The sequence below is a fragment of the Mycolicibacterium lacusdiani genome (assembly GCF_021916785.1).
Lineage (GTDB): Bacteria > Actinomycetota > Actinomycetes > Mycobacteriales > Mycobacteriaceae > Mycobacterium > Mycobacterium lacusdiani.
In genome coordinates, this window is sequence record NZ_JAKCFC010000004.1 from 1 (window position 1) to 17,278 (window position 17,278).

The 17,278-nt window shown below is 68.7% G+C and carries 18 protein-coding genes; 6 read left to right on the plus strand and 12 right to left on the minus strand.

The window, feature by feature from the left end; genetic code table 11:
- Positions 1-128: 128 nt before the first annotated feature.
- Positions 129-527 (minus strand): SRPBCC family protein, encoded by a 399-nt coding sequence (locus LOK44_RS13695; protein ID WP_372481239.1) that lies wholly within the window; start codon positions 525-527, stop codon positions 129-131.
- A gap of 138 nt (positions 528-665) precedes the next feature.
- On the opposite strand from LOK44_RS13695, the gene LOK44_RS13700 reads away from it, so the two are divergent.
- Entirely contained in the window at positions 666-1,181 is a 516-nt protein-coding gene (locus LOK44_RS13700; RefSeq protein WP_237570629.1) for a sigma factor-like helix-turn-helix DNA-binding protein, read from the plus strand.
- A 105-nt stretch (positions 1,182-1,286) separates the two neighbouring features.
- Here the strand turns inward: LOK44_RS13700 and LOK44_RS13705 are convergent, their stop codons facing one another.
- The 6 genes from LOK44_RS13705 to LOK44_RS13730 are packed head-to-tail and all read right to left on the minus strand — an operon-like array spanning position 1,287 to position 6,129.
- Entirely contained in the window at positions 1,287-1,970 is a 684-nt protein-coding gene (locus tag LOK44_RS13705) for an O-methyltransferase (protein ID WP_372481240.1), read from the minus strand.
- Between the two features lie 15 nt (positions 1,971-1,985).
- The gene (locus tag LOK44_RS13710) at positions 1,986-2,474 is read right to left on the minus strand and encodes a TIGR04338 family metallohydrolase (protein WP_237570631.1); all 489 of its coding nucleotides are present in this window, start codon (positions 2,472-2,474) and stop codon (positions 1,986-1,988) included.
- 6 nt (positions 2,475-2,480) lie between these two features.
- Positions 2,481-3,230, minus strand: a complete 750-nt coding sequence (locus LOK44_RS13715; protein WP_237570632.1) for a DUF2786 domain-containing protein — start codon at positions 3,228-3,230, stop codon at positions 2,481-2,483.
- 33 nt (positions 3,231-3,263) lie between these two features.
- Entirely contained in the window at positions 3,264-4,196 is a 933-nt protein-coding gene (locus LOK44_RS13720) for an NADP-dependent oxidoreductase (protein ID WP_237570633.1), read from the minus strand.
- A 17-nt stretch (positions 4,197-4,213) separates the two neighbouring features.
- The gene (locus LOK44_RS13725) at positions 4,214-5,257 is read right to left on the minus strand and encodes an alpha/beta hydrolase family protein (protein WP_237571170.1); all 1,044 of its coding nucleotides are present in this window, start codon (positions 5,255-5,257) and stop codon (positions 4,214-4,216) included.
- A 20-nt stretch (positions 5,258-5,277) separates the two neighbouring features.
- On the minus strand, positions 5,278-6,129 hold the full coding sequence (locus LOK44_RS13730) for an alpha/beta hydrolase (RefSeq protein ID WP_237570634.1): 852 nt from the start codon (positions 6,127-6,129) through the stop codon (positions 5,278-5,280).
- A gap of 82 nt (positions 6,130-6,211) precedes the next feature.
- Here LOK44_RS13730 and LOK44_RS13735 point away from each other — a divergent pair, with 82 nt between their 5' ends.
- On the plus strand, positions 6,212-7,219 hold the full coding sequence (locus tag LOK44_RS13735; protein WP_237570635.1) for a sigma-70 family RNA polymerase sigma factor: 1,008 nt from the start codon (positions 6,212-6,214) through the stop codon (positions 7,217-7,219).
- Positions 7,220-7,235: 16 nt separating this feature from the next.
- On the opposite strand, the gene LOK44_RS13740 is transcribed toward LOK44_RS13735, so the two are convergent.
- The gene (locus tag LOK44_RS13740; RefSeq protein WP_237570636.1) at positions 7,236-7,388 is read right to left on the minus strand and encodes a hypothetical protein; all 153 of its coding nucleotides are present in this window, start codon (positions 7,386-7,388) and stop codon (positions 7,236-7,238) included.
- 390 nt (positions 7,389-7,778) lie between these two features.
- Here LOK44_RS13740 and LOK44_RS13745 point away from each other — a divergent pair, with 390 nt between their 5' ends.
- On the plus strand, positions 7,779-8,903 hold the full coding sequence (locus LOK44_RS13745) for an NDMA-dependent alcohol dehydrogenase (RefSeq protein WP_237570637.1): 1,125 nt from the start codon (positions 7,779-7,781) through the stop codon (positions 8,901-8,903).
- Positions 8,904-8,910: 7 nt separating this feature from the next.
- On the opposite strand, the gene LOK44_RS13750 is transcribed toward LOK44_RS13745, so the two are convergent.
- Positions 8,911-9,369 carry a MarR family winged helix-turn-helix transcriptional regulator gene (locus LOK44_RS13750; RefSeq protein WP_237570638.1) on the minus strand — a complete coding sequence of 153 codons (459 nt, stop codon included), beginning with the start codon at positions 9,367-9,369 and terminating at the stop codon, positions 8,911-8,913.
- 71 nt (positions 9,370-9,440) lie between these two features.
- On the opposite strand from LOK44_RS13750, the gene LOK44_RS13755 reads away from it, so the two are divergent.
- From LOK44_RS13755 to LOK44_RS13765, 3 genes are all read left to right on the plus strand, one after another.
- Positions 9,441-10,205, plus strand: coding sequence for a pirin family protein (locus tag LOK44_RS13755; protein ID WP_237570639.1), 765 nt, complete (start codon positions 9,441-9,443; stop codon positions 10,203-10,205).
- On the plus strand, positions 10,183-11,517 hold the full coding sequence (locus LOK44_RS13760; protein WP_237570640.1) for a PQQ-dependent sugar dehydrogenase: 1,335 nt from the start codon (positions 10,183-10,185) through the stop codon (positions 11,515-11,517). The genes LOK44_RS13755 and LOK44_RS13760 overlap by 23 nt, the downstream gene beginning before the upstream one ends.
- Before the next feature lie 200 nt (positions 11,518-11,717).
- Positions 11,718-12,800, plus strand: coding sequence for a phosphodiester glycosidase family protein (locus LOK44_RS13765; RefSeq protein WP_237570641.1), 1,083 nt, complete (start codon positions 11,718-11,720; stop codon positions 12,798-12,800).
- 2 nt (positions 12,801-12,802) lie between these two features.
- On the opposite strand, the gene LOK44_RS13770 is transcribed toward LOK44_RS13765, so the two are convergent.
- From LOK44_RS13770 to LOK44_RS13780, 3 genes are all read right to left on the minus strand, one after another.
- Positions 12,803-15,370 carry an ATPase gene (locus tag LOK44_RS13770; protein ID WP_237570642.1) on the minus strand — a complete coding sequence of 856 codons (2,568 nt, stop codon included), beginning with the start codon at positions 15,368-15,370 and terminating at the stop codon, positions 12,803-12,805.
- 291 nt (positions 15,371-15,661) lie between these two features.
- Positions 15,662-16,435 (minus strand): fructosamine kinase family protein, encoded by a 774-nt coding sequence (locus tag LOK44_RS13775; protein WP_237570643.1) that lies wholly within the window; start codon positions 16,433-16,435, stop codon positions 15,662-15,664.
- Positions 16,436-16,447: 12 nt separating this feature from the next.
- Positions 16,448-17,278 carry an SDR family NAD(P)-dependent oxidoreductase gene (locus LOK44_RS13780; protein WP_237570644.1) on the minus strand — a complete coding sequence of 277 codons (831 nt, stop codon included), beginning with the start codon at positions 17,276-17,278 and terminating at the stop codon, positions 16,448-16,450.

A 17,278-nucleotide genomic window follows, 5' to 3' on the forward strand; every position in this document is an offset into this window, starting at 1 on the left:
CACGAAGGTCTCCTGTCGTCGAAGTGGGTGTCTAAGCAGCTCCACTCCACGACGGGAGGCCTTCTCCAATCAACGACCGCTACAGCGAGTCGTCACACTTCCTCAACCAACCTGCCTGGGCAGTACAGCTAGCGCTCCCTGGCCATCTCGTCGATGCGCGCGAGCGCGACGGCCAGCACCGGCAGGTAGGCGGGCGCCCACAGCGGCGCGGTCATCCAGAGTCGGCAGCCGTCGCCCGAGGGGTCGACGCCGTGACGCGTCGCGGACACACCGGCGACCCGCCAGCCCCACGACCGACCGGGCACGAACTCGTCGATCGTGAACGGCAACGGCACGCCGACCGGCGTCCACACCAGACCCGTGACGCCGAGGGTCAGGACGTCGCCCTCGTCCAGTTGAGCCGCGGTGACCGTCAGGCCCCACTGCGGCCACGCGTCGAGGTCGGTGAGCACGTCCCACACGGCGTCCGACGGTGCGGCGATCTGGCGGTCGATCTCGATGCTGGTGCCTTGGAGTTTGATGCCCACCAGCCGACCATGCCCTGGCCGTCGGCGCGCCAAACACGAGGTCACGCAAGGTTTCGCGCCGGGCGCGGTTGGGTATCCACGATTCGCCTGTGAGGCAACACCGGCATCATGTCGACGCTGACACGGAATGGCGCAACAGTGACCGCAGGACTCTCCTCTCTCAACTCCCTCATCGAGCGCATCGCCCAGGGCGATTCGGACGCTCTGTTGAAGTTCTACGACCGGACCTCCTCGCGGGTGTTCGGCGTCATCGGCACCCTGGTCCGCGATCCCATGGAACGCGAAGCCCTGATGGAGCGCATCTACCTCGAGGTGTGGGAGACCGCCACGGACTTCGACGCCGACACGTTCTCCCCGGGAGCGTGGCTGGTGAATCTCGCGCACCGGTTGGCCGTCGAACACGTACGCACCGACGTCGACGCCAGCGGCAAGGCACCCGCAGAGGTGACGGCGAGCCGCGACGAGCCCGGGCGGCGCTTCGAGAAGCTGCCCACCCAGCAGCGCAAGTGCATGGACCTCACCTACGGCCGCGGCATGACCGTCGTCGAGGCATCCGAGCGCCTCGGCATGTCGGAGAAGGCCGTGTCGGCGAGCCTGTCCGACGCCGTCGACGGACTCACCGTGCCTCCGCGCGGCCTGCAGTCCGCCGTCTAGCGCACCACCTCACTCGCGCACCAACGCCTCAGCTCACTCGCGCACCAGCGCCTCAGCTCACTCGCGCACCAGCGCCTCAGCTCACTCGCGCACCAGCGCCTCAGCTCACTCGCGCACCAGCGCGACGGCGAACCCGTCCCACCCCTTGGTGCCGACCGTCTGGATGGCGGCGACGTCGAGCCGCGGATGCTCGCCCATCATGACGAACATGTCGTGCACTGCCCTGGCCTGCGCGTCGTCGGGCGAGGGGTCCAGCACCCGGCCGAAGCGGGCGATGTTGTCCACGACCACCACCGCACCGGGAGCGGCCAGCGTGACGGCCCAGTCGACGTATGCCGAGTTGTTCTCCTTGTCCGCGTCGATGAAGAAGAAGTCGAACGTGTCGCCCCGAGCGGCCAGGCGCGGCAGGGCGTCGAGGGCGGCACCGACGACGATCTCCACGCGGTCGGCGACGTCGGCGCGTTCCAGGTTGGTCGCGGCGACGTCGGCGTGTGCCTGCTCGTATTCGAGCGTCACCACCTGCCCACCGGGGCCCACCCCGCGGGCCAGCGCGATGGTGCTGTAGCCGGCCAGGGTGCCGATCTCCAGCACCCGCTTGGCGCGTGACATCGTCGCCAGTAGCGACAGCAGCTTCGCGTGCTGGGCAGATACCTCGATCTTCGGCATCCCCGCAGCGTCCGCGGCCTCGCGCGCCGCGGCCAGCGCGGCATCCTCGGTGTGCAGCAGTCGACCGAACAGCGCATCGAGGGCTACGGGATCTACGGGCTCTGGCTCGTTCACCCGGCCCACGTTAACCCGTTTCCCTTAGCGCACACCCTCCTTCGCGTACACGACCCGGAGCACGTGCGCGACCTCCGGACCCATGACGGCGTCCGCCAGATCGCAGAAGGTCCTGACGAACGCACGGCCATGGGCGGGTTCGACGGGGCTGAGGTGGTGTGCGATCTCGTGCAGTACCACCAGTTCCCGCAACGCCCACGACGTGCTGCCGTCGGGTACCGCGATCACCGCCTCGTCGCCGTCGCGCTCGTAGTGCGCAGCCGTCCTGCCGCGACGGCTACGCACCCGCAGCGGCTGCGCCTCGGGCCACGCTTGCTGCACCGCAGGCAGATTCAACACGTCGTCGACGTATTGGGAGACGGAGTCGACCGATGCGAACCGCGCCTCGGGCGGCAGCGTGATGTTGGCGCCGAAGAACTCGATCGCATTGCCCCGCGCCCGAGCCCGGTCGAACAGCGTGCGCACGAACTCCTCGGCCGCGTAGACCTTCGAGCGTTGCGCGTCGCGGGGCACGGACGGTCAGTCGTTCAGGGCTGGCCGCGCGCCGGACAGCTCGGGGCTGGGACCGAGCTTGGCGCGCTGCCCCGCCCGGTCGCCTGCCCGTCTGGCTGCCGACGAATACCCAGCCGAGGCGTTGGTGGCGCGCCAGGTGCCGCGCGCCTTGGACGCCTCGCGGTAGAACGACTTCAGCTCGATGTCCTTGTTGCGCAACGCGATCTCGGTACCCTTTGGGCGCTCGACGTCGGCGGCGACCTGCCGCTTGGCCTCGTCGCGCGCGTCGGAGAGTCGCTGCCCGACGCGCGCCCCGAATGCCAGCTGAAAGTTCAGCCGTGCGGTGATGGTCGGCGTGGGCCGATGCCTGCCGGTCGCGATGTAGGCGTCGGACGCCTTGACCATCTGCACGACGAGGCTGGCGTACAGCGCATGGGTGGCGTCGATGTCCTCGGCGAAGCCGTAGGCGTAGACGAACGTCGAGTTCGAGGCGACGTCGCACTTCACGTCGTTGGCCATCGCGATCACCACGAACAGCTGCACGTAGGTCCGCAGCCCACGGGTCCCCGCGTTGCCGATCGTCACCGTGCGCTGCACGGGTTCCTGCGCGGCCGTGCGGGTCGCGGCGTGTGCGCGGGCGACCGCCAGGTCGATGGACGTGGTGGTCGCGAGTCGCTGCGCCGCGGCCATGAAGGCCTCGGCCTCGTGTTCGTTCTCGGTGTTCTCGGCCTGTCGCAGCAGTGCGGCGATACGGGCCAGCATCTTGTCGTCCGTCACGAGCGGATCCAGTCGTGTGTCATGAATTAGAAGCTAGGGAACCAGTACGACTTTTCCGCGCGCGTGACCCTCCTGCAGGTACCGGTGCGCGTCGGCCGCCTCCGTCAACGGGAAGACCTTGTCGACCGTCACCTCGAGGGCACCAGCGTCCGCGAGCGCCAGCAGTTCCGGGCGCGCCGCATCGCGGATGGCCTGGCCGCCGTTCGCTTCGGTCAGCACCTTGATCCCCAGCTCACCGCCGCGCGCGAAGCCAGCGATGGTGGCGATGCGCGACCGGTCGGCGACCAATTCGACCGAGGTGTCCAGCGCCTCGTCGGTGCCGACCAGGTCCAGCGCTGCGTCGACGGGCCCGATCGCACGCACCCGGTCGGCCAGCCCGTCCCCGTAGGCGACCGGTTCGACACCGTATCGCCGCAGCTCGTCGTGCCGCGAGGGGCTGGCGGTGCCGATCACCTTGGCCCCGCGCGCTGCCGCCAGCTGCACGACCATCAGGCCGACGCCACCGCCCGCACCGTGCACCAGGATCGTGTCACCCGTCCCCACAGCGGTTTCGGTCAACAGGTGCCAGGCCGTCGCGCCGGTCAGCACCAGCCCCGCCGCCTGCTCGAAGCTCAGCGCCGCGGGCTTGCGTCCCACGTTGGAGCCGTCTGCCAGCACCTGGTCGGCGTAGGCGCCGCGGACACCGGTCACGATCACCTCGTCGCCGACCGTCAGTGGCCCGGTGTAGCCTCGCGCGCCGTCGCCCACCGCGGCCACGACACCGCTGGCCTCCATGCCGACCGGCATGGGCAGGTTGGCGTGGTCGTCGCCCATCTGCCCGCTGTAGAGCTTGTAGTCGACGGGGTTCGCGCCGGCCGCGCGCACGTCGACGAGTACCTGGCCCGGCCCCGGCGGAGGAAGTTCGATGTCTTGCAGCACAAGGACTTCCGGGCTGCCGTAACCGGAGGCGACCACTGTTCGCGTCATTGTGGGAAGTCTAGCCACTACTTGCCGACGAAGCCGTCCAGCGCCGTCACCAGCTGCGGCGACAGCGGATCCTGCTTCGCGTAGTTCGCGACGCTGTCGGACGGGTCGTCGCGCAGCACGTGGTTGACGCCCTTCAGCTCGACGACGGTCAGCGCGGTGTGGCCGAGCGCGGCGAACAGCGGCTTCTCCGAGGTGCAGTCGGCCTGGGCGTCGGAGTCCGAACACGTCGTCAGGACCGGCATGCCGGCCGGAACCTTCGCCGCCAACGCCAGCGGGTCGATGGCGTCGGCCTCCACGACCGCCTTCACGTTCGCGGGGTTCAGGATCGCGCCGAGGCCCTCGGGCAGCTTCGCCGGCGCTGTGCCCTTGGTCCGCGCCTCGGTCACGGCGTTGGCCCAGGCCGTCAGGACCTCGTCGCCCTGCTGGCGGTTCTTCGCACCCGTGGACACCGCCGCGTCCACGTCGGCGCGCACCCGGCCGGTGATGATGTCGAGGTAGCGACCCGACAGCGGCTGGAACAGCGCCAGCGAGTGGACCTTCAGCGCGTCGGGGGCGGTGTCGGTGACGAGTGCCATCGCGTGCACCGTGCCCTCGCCGAGGGCGTAGACGGAGATGCGCGATGCGTCGGTACGAGACTGTCCGGCCAGGAAGCGGGCCGCGGCCTTCGCACCTGCGGTGTAGACGGCGCTGCCGACGTCCGCGGGCCGCGTCGCGTAGGGCCCCAGGCCGGTCTTGCCGGTGCCGACCTTGTCGTAGCGCAGGCTCGAGATGCCCTTGTCGGAGAGGTACTCGGCGAGCTGGCGCATGTTGCCGACGGGCCCCGCGACGGCGTTGTCCCCGTTGCGGTCGGTGTTCCCGCTCTCGGAGATCAGCAGTGCCGCGGGTCCCGGGGCAGGCTCGCCGCGGTGCCGGTAGGTGCCGTGCAGGGTGAGGCCGTCGGCGACGAACGTGACGTCCTCGTCGACCCAGCCCCCCGGTTCGGTGGCCGTCGGCGCCGGTTCCGACGAGCAGGCGACCACGGCCAGGAGCGTCGCGAGTGCGACGAACAGTCGGATGGCCATCGTCTTCACAGGCACCGTCTTCACAGGCGCACCTCGATCCAGGAGACGACGTCGTCGAGCACCAGTTCGCGCTCGGGCTCGTTGAACACTTCGTGGTACAGCTCGGGATAGACCTTGAGGCTGGCGTCGATGCCGCCGACGCATTCGAGCAGTTGCCTGCTGCCGTCAACCGGGACCAGCTTGTCCTGCTCGCCGTGCACGACGAGCAGCGGCGCGGTGAGAGCCGATGCGCGCCGGGGCATCGACTCGCCGACGCCGATCAGCGCCTTGGCAATGCCGGCGGGCAGCTTGCCCTGATGGACCATCGGGTCGGCCTTGTACGCGGCGACGACGGCCGGGTCGCGGGACACCGCGTCGGTCTCCAACTGCTCAACGGGTAGCCCGGGCAGGATGCTGCCGACCGCCTTGGCGACCACGACCATCACCGGCGACACCCCGTCCTGGGCGAAGACGGCGGGTCCGGAGAGCACCATCGCCGCGTAGTCGTCGGGGTGTTCGACGCCGTAGGAGAAGACGACGCCCCCGCCCATGCTGTGGCCGAGCACCACCCGCTTGAGGCCCGGATGCTCGGCGGCCGCGATGCCGACCAGGGTGTGGAAGTCGCCCGTATACCCGGCGATGTCCTTCAGGTAGACGCGCTTGCCCTCCGAGCGACCGTGCCCGCGCAGGTCGAGCGCGTAGGTGACGAGCCCCGCTGCGCCGAATCGCTGGGCGACGTGGTCGTAGCGACGGGCATGCTCACCGAACCCGTGGCACAGCACCACCACCCCGCGGGGCGCGATCTCTGGGGTCCAGACGTCGTAGACGATGCGGACGGGGCTGCCACCGCCTTGGGCACTCTGGAAGCTGCGTTCCTCGCGGGTTGCCGACACCCCGCGAGACTAACGCCCGCTCTCCGCAGGCGCCTTCGTCGCCGCCCTGGACTCGTCGGTGGTGCTGAGTAGGCTCTGCCCCGTGAGCGTCCTCACAGAGATATCAGCCGTTCCGGAGTCGTCCGACCCCAGAGACGTCTTCCTGTCCGATGCCCAGAAGTACCGGCGCGAACTGCTCGCGCACTGCTACCGGATGACCGGCTCGCTGCACGACGCCGAGGACCTGGTGCAGGAGACCTATCTGCGGGCCTGGAAGTCCTACGACGGGTTCCAGGGCCGGTCGTCGGTGCGCACGTGGCTGTACCGGATCGCCACGAACACCGCGCTGACGTCGCTCGACGGCCGCAAGCGCAGGCCGCTGCCCTCGGGTCTTGGCGCGCCCGCGTCGGACCCGTCGGGCGACATCGCCGAACACCGCGAGATCACGTGGCTGGAGCCACTGCCCGACGCGCCGCGGGAGGACCCGTCGGATCCGTCGATGATCGCCGAGTCACGCGAGTCGGTGCGCCTGGCGTTCGTCGCGGCGTTGCAGCATCTCTCGCCCCGGCAGCGCGCGGTTCTGGTGCTGCGCGAGGTGTTGCAGTGGAAGGCCTCCGAGGTGGGTGAGGCGATCGGCGCCTCGACCGCCGCGGTGAACAGCCTCCTGCAGCGCGCCCGCGCGCAACTCGACGCCGCGCAACCGACCCGCGACGGCGAGATCGCGGACCCGGATTCGCCCGAGGCTCGGGAACAGCTCGCGAAGTACGTGGCGGCGTTCGAGACCTACGACATGGATCAGCTCGTCGAGCTGTTCACTGCCGACGCGGTGTTCGAGATGCCACCGTTCGACGGCTGGTACCACGGCCCGGCGAACATCGTCACGCTGTCCAAGACGCACTGCCCCGCCGAGGGACCCGGCGACATGCGCTTCGTCGCGACCACCGCCAACGGGCAGCCGGCGGCGGCGCTGTACATGCTCAACCGCGAGACCGGCAGGCACGAGGAGTTCCAGCTGCACGTGCTCCAGATCAGCGACGGCGCGATCTCGCACGTGGTCGCGTTCCACGCCGACGGTCTGTTCGAGAAGTTCGGGCTGCCCACTCACCTGTAGCGGATCGAGTGGCCACTCATGCGGCGGCATTTCCCAATAGGCGTGCGATAACTGGCCATTTGGCGGCCGTCGTGACCGGCATCCGGTCGATGACTAGCGTCTCGTCGAGCGACAGCACGTCTCGGTGGATCGTGATGCCCTCGACCGGTTTGCCGTTGGTGCGGTACAACGATCGTCGACTGACGGCCCGACCACAACCATGCTGCTTTCGCACGCGATGCCGCGGTGATTTCGCTGCCCTTCGGTACGTACACGTTGCGGTACACCCGGTCGTAGTGACTCCTCAGCGTCCGAGGGCTGGCGTCGCCGGTGGCGATGAGGTCGTTGCCGAGGATGGGCCTGGCTGGTGCTTTCACGAGTTCACGGTCGCAATCGGCTCCGACGAAACCGCGTCTCTTCGTCGAGTCATCCACAGGCTCGAGTGGCCAGCTTCAGCGCACTACAGCGCTCGAACCGCGCGATGACTGGCCACTCACCGACGACGGGCTCTGATGCCATGTATCCGCAGCTAGGAACCCACGGCTATATGCTATCTAGAACGTGTTCTATGATCGCCGCCATGAAGACCAAGGGCGCTCTGCTGTGGGAACTCAACACGCCATTCAAAGTCGACGAGATCGATCTCGGTGACCCCATCGCGGACGAAGTCCAGATCCGGATGCACGCCGCCGGGATGTGCCACTCCGACTACCACCTGACCACCGGGGCGACCCCGATCGGACTGCCAGCACTCGGCGGACACGAGGGCGCGGGCGTCGTCACCAAGGTCGGCAAGAACGTCACCGGCATCGAGGAGGGCGACCACGCCATCCTCGCGTTCATCCCCGCCTGCGGTGATTGCCCGCCGTGCATGAAGGGCTTCCGCTCACTGTGCGACCGTGGCGCCCTGCTGCTGGGCGGGAAGGCCATCGCCGACGGCACGTCACGCGTCCACGCCGGCTCCCACGAGGTGTCGCCGATGAACCTGCTGGGCACCTTCGCCCCGTACATGACGGTCCACAAGGACTCCGTCGTGAAGATTGACCGCGACATCCCGTTCGAGACGGCCGCCATCATGGGTTGCGCGGTGCCGACGGGATTCGGCTCGGCGACCAACGTGGCCGAGGTGCAGCCCGGCGAGACGGTGGCTATCGTCGGCGTCGGCGGCATCGGCATGAGCGCGCTGCAGGGCGCGGTCATCTCCGGCGCGAAGACCGTCATCGCAATCGACCCCAACGAGTGGAAGCGCGACCAGGCCATCAAGTTCGGCGCCACGCACGTCTACTCGTCGATGGCCGAGGCGATCGGCCCGATGATCGACGTGACCCACGGCTTGATGGCCGACAAGACCATCATCGCGGTCGGCGAGATGCGCGGCGAGTACGTCGAAGAGGCGATGATCCTCACCGCCAAGACCGGTACGTGCGTGGTGACCGGCATGGGCTCGATGATGGACGCCGACGTCAAGCTCAACCTCTTCCTGTTCACCATGTTGCAGAAGACGTTGAAGGGCAACATCTTCGGCGGTGGCAGCTCGCACATCGAGACGCCGCGACTGGTCGGGCTCTACAAGTCGGGCCTGCTCAAGATCGACGAGATGATCAGCAACACCTACACGCTCGAGAACATCAACGACGGCTACCAGGACATGATCGACGGCAAGAACATCCGCGGCGTCATCACGTTCGACGAGAAGGACTGGTAGCCGGCACTCACCCGGCCTGCTGATCGTCGAGCCGAGCGAGCACGCCCGCCGTCCACCGCTGCACCGCGCGTAGGTCCGCAGGCCGCACGTCGGTGAACACGACGGTGCGGACGAGTTCGGCGTGCGCAGGCGCGGCGGCGGCAAGGGCTGCCCGGCCCGCGTCGGTGAGGTCGACGGTCGCCGCCCGGCGATCGTCGGAGGCGCCCTGACGCGAGACCAGCTCGCGTCCCCGCATGCGGCTCAGCTGATGCGACAGCCTGCTCTGCTCCCAGCCCAGCCGCTCCCCCAGCTCGGAGATGCGGCAGCCGGCCCGCTCGTCGAGGGCGACCAGCACCTCGTAGTCGGCCAGCGACAAACCGCAGTCGCGCTGCAGCTGCCGGTTCATCGCGGCCTGCAGCCGACTCGTCATCGCGAGATGGTCCCGCCACACCCGTTGCTCGTCCTCGGACAACCACATGGAATACATGACACATCATTCATGTTGTCGTGTCCAGCGCCCGCACCTAGGCTGGCGATGAACTCGACAGGAGTGATCACATGACCACAGGCGAACTCGTCGAGATCCGGCGCGCAGGCGACCGCGCGGCCACCAAGATCTCCTGGCTCGACTCCAAGCACTCGTTCTCCTTCGGCGGCAACTACGACCCGTCCAATACCCACCACGGACTGCTCCTGGTCAACAACGACGACGTCGTGCGCCCGGGCGCGGGCTTCGACACCCACCCGCACCGCGACATGGAGATCATCACGTGGGTGCTCCGCGGATCCCTCGTCCACCAAGACTCGACGGGCCACTCCGGCGTCATCTATCCCGGTCTGGCGCAACGGATGTCGGCCGGACGCGGCATCCTGCACTCCGAGAAGAACGACTCCTGGCGGCTGACCGGCGAGACGTCCCACAGCGAGCCCGTGCACTTCGTCCAGATGTGGGTGGTGCCCGACGAGTCAGGCATCACGCCCGGCTACCAGCAGCTGGAGATCGACGACGAACTCCTGCGCGGCAAGCTGGTGACCATCGCGTCGGGGATGCCGCAGCACGCCGACGACACCGCGATCACCATCCGCAACAAGTACGCCGCACTCAAGGGCGCACGGCTGCAACCCGGTGACACGGTCGAACTGCCCCAGGCGCCGTACCTGCATCTGTTCGTCCCGCGCGGTGAGGTCAACCTCGAAGGCGCCGGCCAGCTCGTCGAAGGCGATGCCGTGCGCTTCACCGCCTCGGGCGGCCAACGGATCACCGCGACCGAACCATCGGAAATCCTCGTCTGGGAGATGCATGCAGGCCTTGAAGCGGCATAGTCGGATTCTCGCGGCCCTCGCGGCCGCCTCGACGGTGGTGGTGGCGTGCTCCTCGGCGCCATCGCCACCGTCATCCGAAGGGTCGGAGTCATCCGCCCGGCCGGGCACCACCTCGGCTTCCGAAGCGCCTGCCGCCCAGAGCCTCGAAGAGGTGACGGTGCAGGTGCCCGACGACTTCCGCGCGGCGCCGTTCGACGAACCGCGAAAGGCCTTGGTTCCCAAGGGCTGGACGCTGTCGGTGTGGAACCGGTCCGAGAAGCCGCGCCTCCTGGCATGGGCTCCCGACGGGGCCCTGCTGGTGTCCGAGCCGAGCAGCGGCCAGGTGTTGAGCCTCCGCCCGACCGGCGCGGGACCGCAGAATCAGGTCCTGTTGGAAGGGCTCGATCAGCCGCACGGCCTCGCCTTCGCCGGGTCGACGCTGTACGTCGCGCAGAGCGATCAGGTCGACGCCTATGACTACGTCGACGGGCGGGCCACCCGGCCGCGCACCGTCGCGGCGGGCCTGCCGGACGCCAAGAGCCCCGACCTGCGGGGCGCCTACTCGCACGCACTCAAGAGCGTCGCCGTCGGACCCGATGGCGCGGTGTACTTCTCGATCGGGTCGACGGGCAACGTGTCCGCCGAGGACCGCACGGCCACCCCGCCGCGTGCCACGATCATGCGCGTGCCGCCCGGCGGTGGCCCGGCCGAGCCGTTCGCCACCGGCGTCCGCAACGGCACCGGTCTCGCCATCGCGCCCGACGGCTCGGTGTGGACCGCGGTGAACAACCGGGACAACATCGCGGTGCCCGACGAGGGCCCAGACTACGGCAAGGTGATCCCGGACTACGTCGACGAGAACCCACCCGAGTCGCTGGCCAAGGTCACACCGGGCCGCGAATTAGGTTGGCCCTATTGCAATCCCGTTGGCGGTCCAGCCAACATGACGTTCGCCCGCGACGTGCAGACCAACGCCGACGGCTCCGAACTCGACTGCGCTGCGCTGCCTCCAATCGAGCAGAGCTTCGGCGCCCACTCCGCGGCACTCGGGTTGAGCTTCGTCGATGGGGGCCTGCCCGCTCCCTACGGCAGCGGCGCGTTGGCCGGCGTGCACGGGTCGTGGAACCGCGAACCGCCGCGCGCCCCCGAGGTGTCGTTCTTCCCGTGGCAGGACGGGACGCTGGGTAACCAGCAGACCCTCGTCGGCGGGTTTCAGTCCGACGACGGCACCCGGTGGGGACGCCCGGTCGCCGCCGTCGCCGGCCCGGACGGTGCGGTGTACGTCAGCGACGACTACGCCGACGCCATCTACCGGCTCGCTCCGCCTGCCTGATACCGGCGCTGCTGGGCTACGCCTGGGCCCGTCGCCACGACCCCGGTCGCGGTCGGCCAGGCGGCGCGCATAGCAAAGACATTGACCGCGAACGCGATTCGGCCGTGACGCGACCGAGACCGCGCTGTGACGAAAGTTGACAGTGGGTCACCTGTGGTTATTGTGGTCTCTACTCGAGGGACCACGCGAAAGGGCCGCAGGTGCCGAACACAGCCGCAAACTTCCGGCGCCTGATCGCCTGGACGACGACGGCGGTGCTGTGTGCCACGCTGGCGACCATGGCCGTCGCACCCGCGGCGCACGCCGCGGATGGACGAGAGCTCCTGGCCGGTGCGATCGCCGGCACCAAGGGCACTTACCTCGTCTACAACTTCGGCGGCGGCAATCCCGCGCCCATGCTCAACGCCGCGGGCAACTGGTACGAGATGACCAGTGGCGGCCACCTGATGATCATCAAGGCTGCGTCGCAACGACTTACGCCGCGATTGCTGGTCGACTCCCATCGCGGCTACCAAGGGCGCTGCGAACGCGATCCGCGGGCACGCACCGGTGAGGGACTGTTGCAGGCATCGGAGTTGTACAGCCCGCTGCAGGCGTGGCAGGCCCTTGGCCAGCCGACCATCGCGGTCAACGCCAACTTCTTCGACATCCGCGGCCAGCAGGGCGGGTCGTGGAAGTCGACGGGATGTAGTTCGCCGCTGGGCGCCTACGTCGACAACACCCGCGGCCAGGGTCGGGTGAACGCAGCGGTCACGGGCACCATCGCCTACGCGGGCAAGCAGGGCCTGTCCAACGGCAACGAGACCTGGACCGCGTTGAGCACGGTGATCCTTCCCGTCGCAGGCGCACCGTTCGTCGTCACCCCGAAGTCGCCAACCGACTACGACGCGGCCTCCCCCGTGATAGCGGGCCTGATGGACGAGGGCACGCGGTTCGTCGCCGTGGCCGGCCTCGGCCTGCTGGCCCCGGGTGACACCGGACAGATGAACGACGGTGGACCGAGCGCCGCCCGCACCGCACTCGCCTACTCGCGAGCACGGGACGAGATGTACGTGTTCCAGGGCGGCAGCTATACCCCGGACCAGATTCAGGACCTCTTCCGCGGCCTCGGGAGCGACACCGCGATCCTGCTGGACGGCGGAGGGTCCTCGGCGATCGTGCTGCGCCGCGATGCCGGCGGCATGTGGGCGGGCGCGGGCGTGCCCCGGGGATCCTGCGACACCCAGCAGGTCCTGTGCGACTCCCGCGAGCGAGCGTTGCCCAGTTGGCTGGCGTTCAGTTGACGTCAGGCGGCGTCGGACTCGCCGCCCTCGGACGCCGAATCATCGCTCCCCACACCGGCATCGGTGGCCGAGGCCTTCTTGTCGCCCCCACCCGCGGTGGTGGACGACGCAGGGCCGGGCTTGTCGGCAGGCGACGTCGCGTTGGCGGTGTCGCGCACGACGTTGAGCGACGGCTTCTTCGCCGGCTTCTCAGCCGCGGTACCCGTGGTGGACGCGTCGGCGTCGGGCTTCGCATGCTTGGGCGTCGTGGGCTCGTCGACCGTCGACTGCTCTGGCTCGTCCTGACCCTCCGGCTTGGCGTGCTTCGGCCCGGCCGACTCCTCCTCTGCAGCAGGCACTTCCGCGGCAGGCTCGGTTTCATCGGCAGAGGGCGTCTCGGCGACTACCTCGTCCTCGGCGGCCTCTTCGTCGGTGGCCTCCTCGTCCGCAGGCGTCTCCGGCGTCACCTCGGTGCCGTCACCCTCGGCTGCCTCGCCGTCCTCGGCCTGGCCCTCCTCGGCCTCGCCTTCGGCGCCTTCTTCGCTTGATTCCGTTGCCTCAGGCGCGGTTTCGTCTTCAGCACCGCCCGAGATCGACAGCTGTGAGAACGTGGCGTCCGCTGCGGGGATGTCGGCAGCCGACCGCTGAGCGCTGAGCGTGCTCGGCGCCTGAAGCGCCGTGAGCGAACTGCCGATGCCGCCACCGAGCAGCCCGCCCAGCAGGTTGTTGATGACACCGGTGAGCCCACCGAGCAGCCCTGCGAGGGGATTGGCGGCCGTGCCGGGCGTCTGACCCGACGGTACGGCGCCCGTGCCGCCGAGCAGGTTGCCGCTGAGCAGGGCGTCCAGCAGGTTCTTGAGCACGTTGGGCGTGCCCTGCGTCGGGTTGCCGCTGAAGAACTCCTTCTGGAAACCGCCGAGCAGGGCGTTGAACGAATCCGACAGCGCCCGTCCGTAGTTGATGTTCGCGAACGACAGGAACGGCGTCTCGACGCCGGCCTCCGTGAAGTCACGCGTGTAGGTGCCGTCGGCGTTTCGCACGACGTTCGAGTAGCCGATGTTCGTGAGGATGCTCAGCGCCGGAGCGAGCGCGTTGGCCAGCCGCATCGGGATCTGCGCCAGCGGACTGAGGCCGACGATGTTGAGGAAGTCCGACGCCAGGTACAGCGGTTCCAGCATGGGCAGCGTCTTGGACTGCAGCGTCAGATAGAGGTTGAGCGCCAGCGGGTCGTTCAGCTCGACCGCTTCGCCGACGGCGTCGTTGATCAGGTCGATGACCTGCTCGTCGAGCCCTTCCAGCGTCAGGCCGCGCAGCATGTAGGTCGGCAGCAGTGCCGCGGCCGCGTTGTTGCCGAGGGTGAAGGGGTTCGGCCACGACGCGAAGTCGGAGAGCGGCTGGTACTCGTAGGTCGCGTCGATCAGGATCGGCACCAGGTTGGCACCGCCGACACTCGTTCCCAGTGGGCCACCGAGACCGCCGCTCGACGACACCTGGGTGGTGGGGTTGACGGTGTTGATCCCGAAGAGCGCTGCCAGAGGTCCGAATCGGGCGAACATGCCGCCGTCGGGACGCGCCGGGTTGTTGACGAGCACCATCGGCAGCAGGGTCAGACTGCCGAGCAGGGGGTTGTCACCGAACTCGTGCAGCGCGCCGCCGGGCTGGAAGGGGAGGTCCGCCAGCACCTGCTCGTAGGCCATCGCCGCAGCGAAGGCGCCCAAGCCTATGCCGATCGTCGGGACGACGCGCAGATCCAGCACGTCGGGGATGTCCCCCGTCAGTCCATCGATGGCGTCGGAGAGTCCATTCCGCAGCAGGCCGAGCGGATCGATGACGTCGATCAGCGGGTTGTCGTTCAACCGGTCGAGGAGGTTGTTCAGGACCCCGTTGACACCGATCTCGAGGTACTCGGAGCCGTTGATCTCGTTGGCGACCGAGTTCGGGAACGACGGCGTCCAGCCCAGGTCGAGGCCGAGCATCTTCAGCACCGAGAACGTCGGCCCCGCCGTGACGATGTTGACTCCCGCGAGGTCGAGCAGGTTCGACAGGTTGAGCGGGTTCGACAGGTCGAGACCGATCAGCGCCAGCAGCCCGGTCAGGCTGCCGTCAACGGCCTCGTCGAGACCGAGCGCGTCGAGCACGTCGGCGAGTAGCTGCCCGATGCCCGGCACCTGATCGAGCACCACGTCCAAGACCGGCAGATCCAACGCGAGCGCCGAGAGGATTCCCGGCAGCAGGTTCGCAGGCAGTTCGGCGAGCAGCGAGTTCAACAGGCTGCGCGGATCGACACCCGCGGCCTGGGCGAGCGCCGCCAGGTTGATGCCGTTGACCACCGCGCGAACCAGCTGATCGCCGATCGCCTGGCCCCCGTTGTACAACACGGTGCCCAGTCCGCCGGTGATGTCCGGGACTTGACTGGAGTTCGGCAGCAACCGGATCGCGGCGGCCAGATCGACGGCTTCCTGCGACACCGCCTTGGTCGGCTGCGGGGCGGGCGCGGCGCCCATCGTCAGCGCCGAGACCGTCGCTGTCGCGGTCGCGACGACAGCGACTTTCCCTGCCCGCTGACGTGCCTTGCGGTGCCTCGCTGCCATGTGACCAGTCCCTTCCCCGACTTCTAAACGTGATTCACAGCACGTTAACACTTACGCAGACGGCAATAGTACAGATTGCTGTGGGCTCGATTTGGTGGCGAAGGTACGGACTGACGAAGGCCCTCGTCGGCCGTCACCTGGCATGACGGCGGGCGGGACTGCAGCAAACGGCCCCCAGCGACCGCGAGCGCACGAAAACGTAGCAGGGCTAGTTTGTGATCTAGTTACGGCCCTAGGTGCCGAATTTGCTGCAATCGCAAATATCCTGGCTTTCCCGACCAAGATCAATGTCTACGGGTGAATGTCCAGTGCGCTGTCGACCGCAGCCGAGACACTGGACGCGTACGACGAACCGAAGAGAGCGACGTGCATCAGCAATGGGTAGAGCTGGTGCAGACCGCGGCGCCGCTGCCATCCCGGGCGTAGTGGATGCGCATGCTGGTACCCGTCGAGTACGGCAGCGAGATGGGGACAGCCGAAGAGGGCGAGCATTGCCAGATCCGTCTCGCGGTGTCCGCCGTGCGCGGCCGGGTCGATGAGCACCACTCCGCCGGCAGTCCACATGACGTTGCCGCTCCACAGGTCGCCGTGCAGCCGCGCCGGTCGATCACCGTCGTCGAGACGGCCCGAGCGGCAGCGGTCGATGACCTCCCCCGCGCCGCGTCGCGCCGCGAGGGACAGGTCGTCGGCCGCCCCGGCCAGCGCAGGCCCCAGCCGCTCCACCGCGTAGAACTCTCCCCACGACTCGTGAACGGTGAGCGACATGGGCAGAGGACTCGCGGCAGGCCCGAAGTAGCCGGGCTCCGTCCAGCCGTCCGGCGGGGCACCGAACCCCGCGGCACCGGCGTCGTGCGTGATCGCCAGGCGGCGGCCGAACTCGTACGCGGCCGCGGCATCCGGACGGATCGATTCGAGCCGGTCCAGTTCCAGGGTGTCGTGATCCCATGCGATCACTCGCGCGCACGGGACGCCGGCATCGACGGCCGACAGCCAACGCAGCCCACTGGCTTCGTACCCGAACAGGTCGGGCACACCTGCCGAGCTGCGTTTCCGGTGAACCTCCACGACCACGTACGTCTACGGCTGTCCGGCGACCTTGCGCAGCACGCGATCACGAACGGTGATGGGAAGATTCGTCATCACGGCCACCTGCAGCTTGGGCCCGGCGCCGACGACGTACCGCGGACGCGGCCGACGCTGGGTGAGCGCACGCTCCACGACGCCGGCGACCGTCTCGGGCGCGACGGTCATGCGCTGCGCGATGGGGATCATCTTCTTCATGCCTGCGATGTGCCGCCCGTAGAGGGTGCGCTGCTCTGGCGACAACGAGTTCTCGGCGTCTGCGACCATCGCATCGGCCTGACGCCACATGTCGGTGTCCGTCTGGGCCGGCTCCACCACGGAAACGCCGATACCCCACGGGCGCAACTCCATTCGCAGCGCCTCGGCCGCGGCCTCCAGGGCGAACTTCGAGGCGCAGTACGCGCCGAGCATCGGCATCACCAGCTGCCCGTTCACGCTGGAGACGAACACGACGCGCCCGCGCGACGCCCGCAGCCGCGGCAACACGGCTCGGGTCACGGCCATCTGGCCGATGACGTTGACGTCGAACTGACGTCGCCAGTCGTCGGTCGACACGGTCTCCATCGCGCCGCTGACGACGACGCCTGCGTTGTTGACCACCGCATCCAGGCGGTCGGGGAGCGCGGTCGCGAGCGCTGCGACGTCCTCGTCCTTCGTGACGTCGAGGATGACGGGCTTGACCCGGCCCGGAGCGACGTCCCCGATCGCCGAGGCGTCGGCATCGGTGCGCACGCCCGCGATCACGTCCCATCCGCTGGCGGCGAGGTGCTCGGTGATGGTCCGGCCGATGCCGCGGGCGGCGCCGGTGACGAGTACGGAGGGCAT

Bases quoted from the DNA above. Each gene is read 5' to 3' on its own strand.
- LOK44_RS13750 (WP_237570638.1), bottom strand. From the start codon at position 9,369: ATGTATTCCATGTGGTTGTCCGAGGACGAGCAACGGGTGTGGCGGGAC.
- LOK44_RS13745 (WP_237570637.1), top strand. From the start codon at position 7,779: ATGAAGACCAAGGGCGCTCTGCTGTGGGAACTCAACACGCCATTCAAA.
- LOK44_RS13780 (WP_237570644.1), bottom strand. From the start codon at position 17,278: ATGCCCTCCGTACTCGTCACCGGCGCCGCCCGCGGCATCGGCCGGACC.
- LOK44_RS13760 (WP_237570640.1), top strand. From the start codon at position 10,183: ATGCAGGCCTTGAAGCGGCATAGTCGGATTCTCGCGGCCCTCGCGGCC.
- LOK44_RS13725 (WP_237571170.1), bottom strand. From the start codon at position 5,257: ATGGCCATCCGACTGTTCGTCGCACTCGCGACGCTCCTGGCCGTGGTC.
- LOK44_RS13720 (WP_237570633.1), bottom strand. From the start codon at position 4,196: ATGACGCGAACAGTGGTCGCCTCCGGTTACGGCAGCCCGGAAGTCCTT.
- LOK44_RS13755 (WP_237570639.1), top strand. From the start codon at position 9,441: ATGACCACAGGCGAACTCGTCGAGATCCGGCGCGCAGGCGACCGCGCG.
- LOK44_RS13770 (WP_237570642.1), bottom strand. From the start codon at position 15,370: ATGGCAGCGAGGCACCGCAAGGCACGTCAGCGGGCAGGGAAAGTCGCT.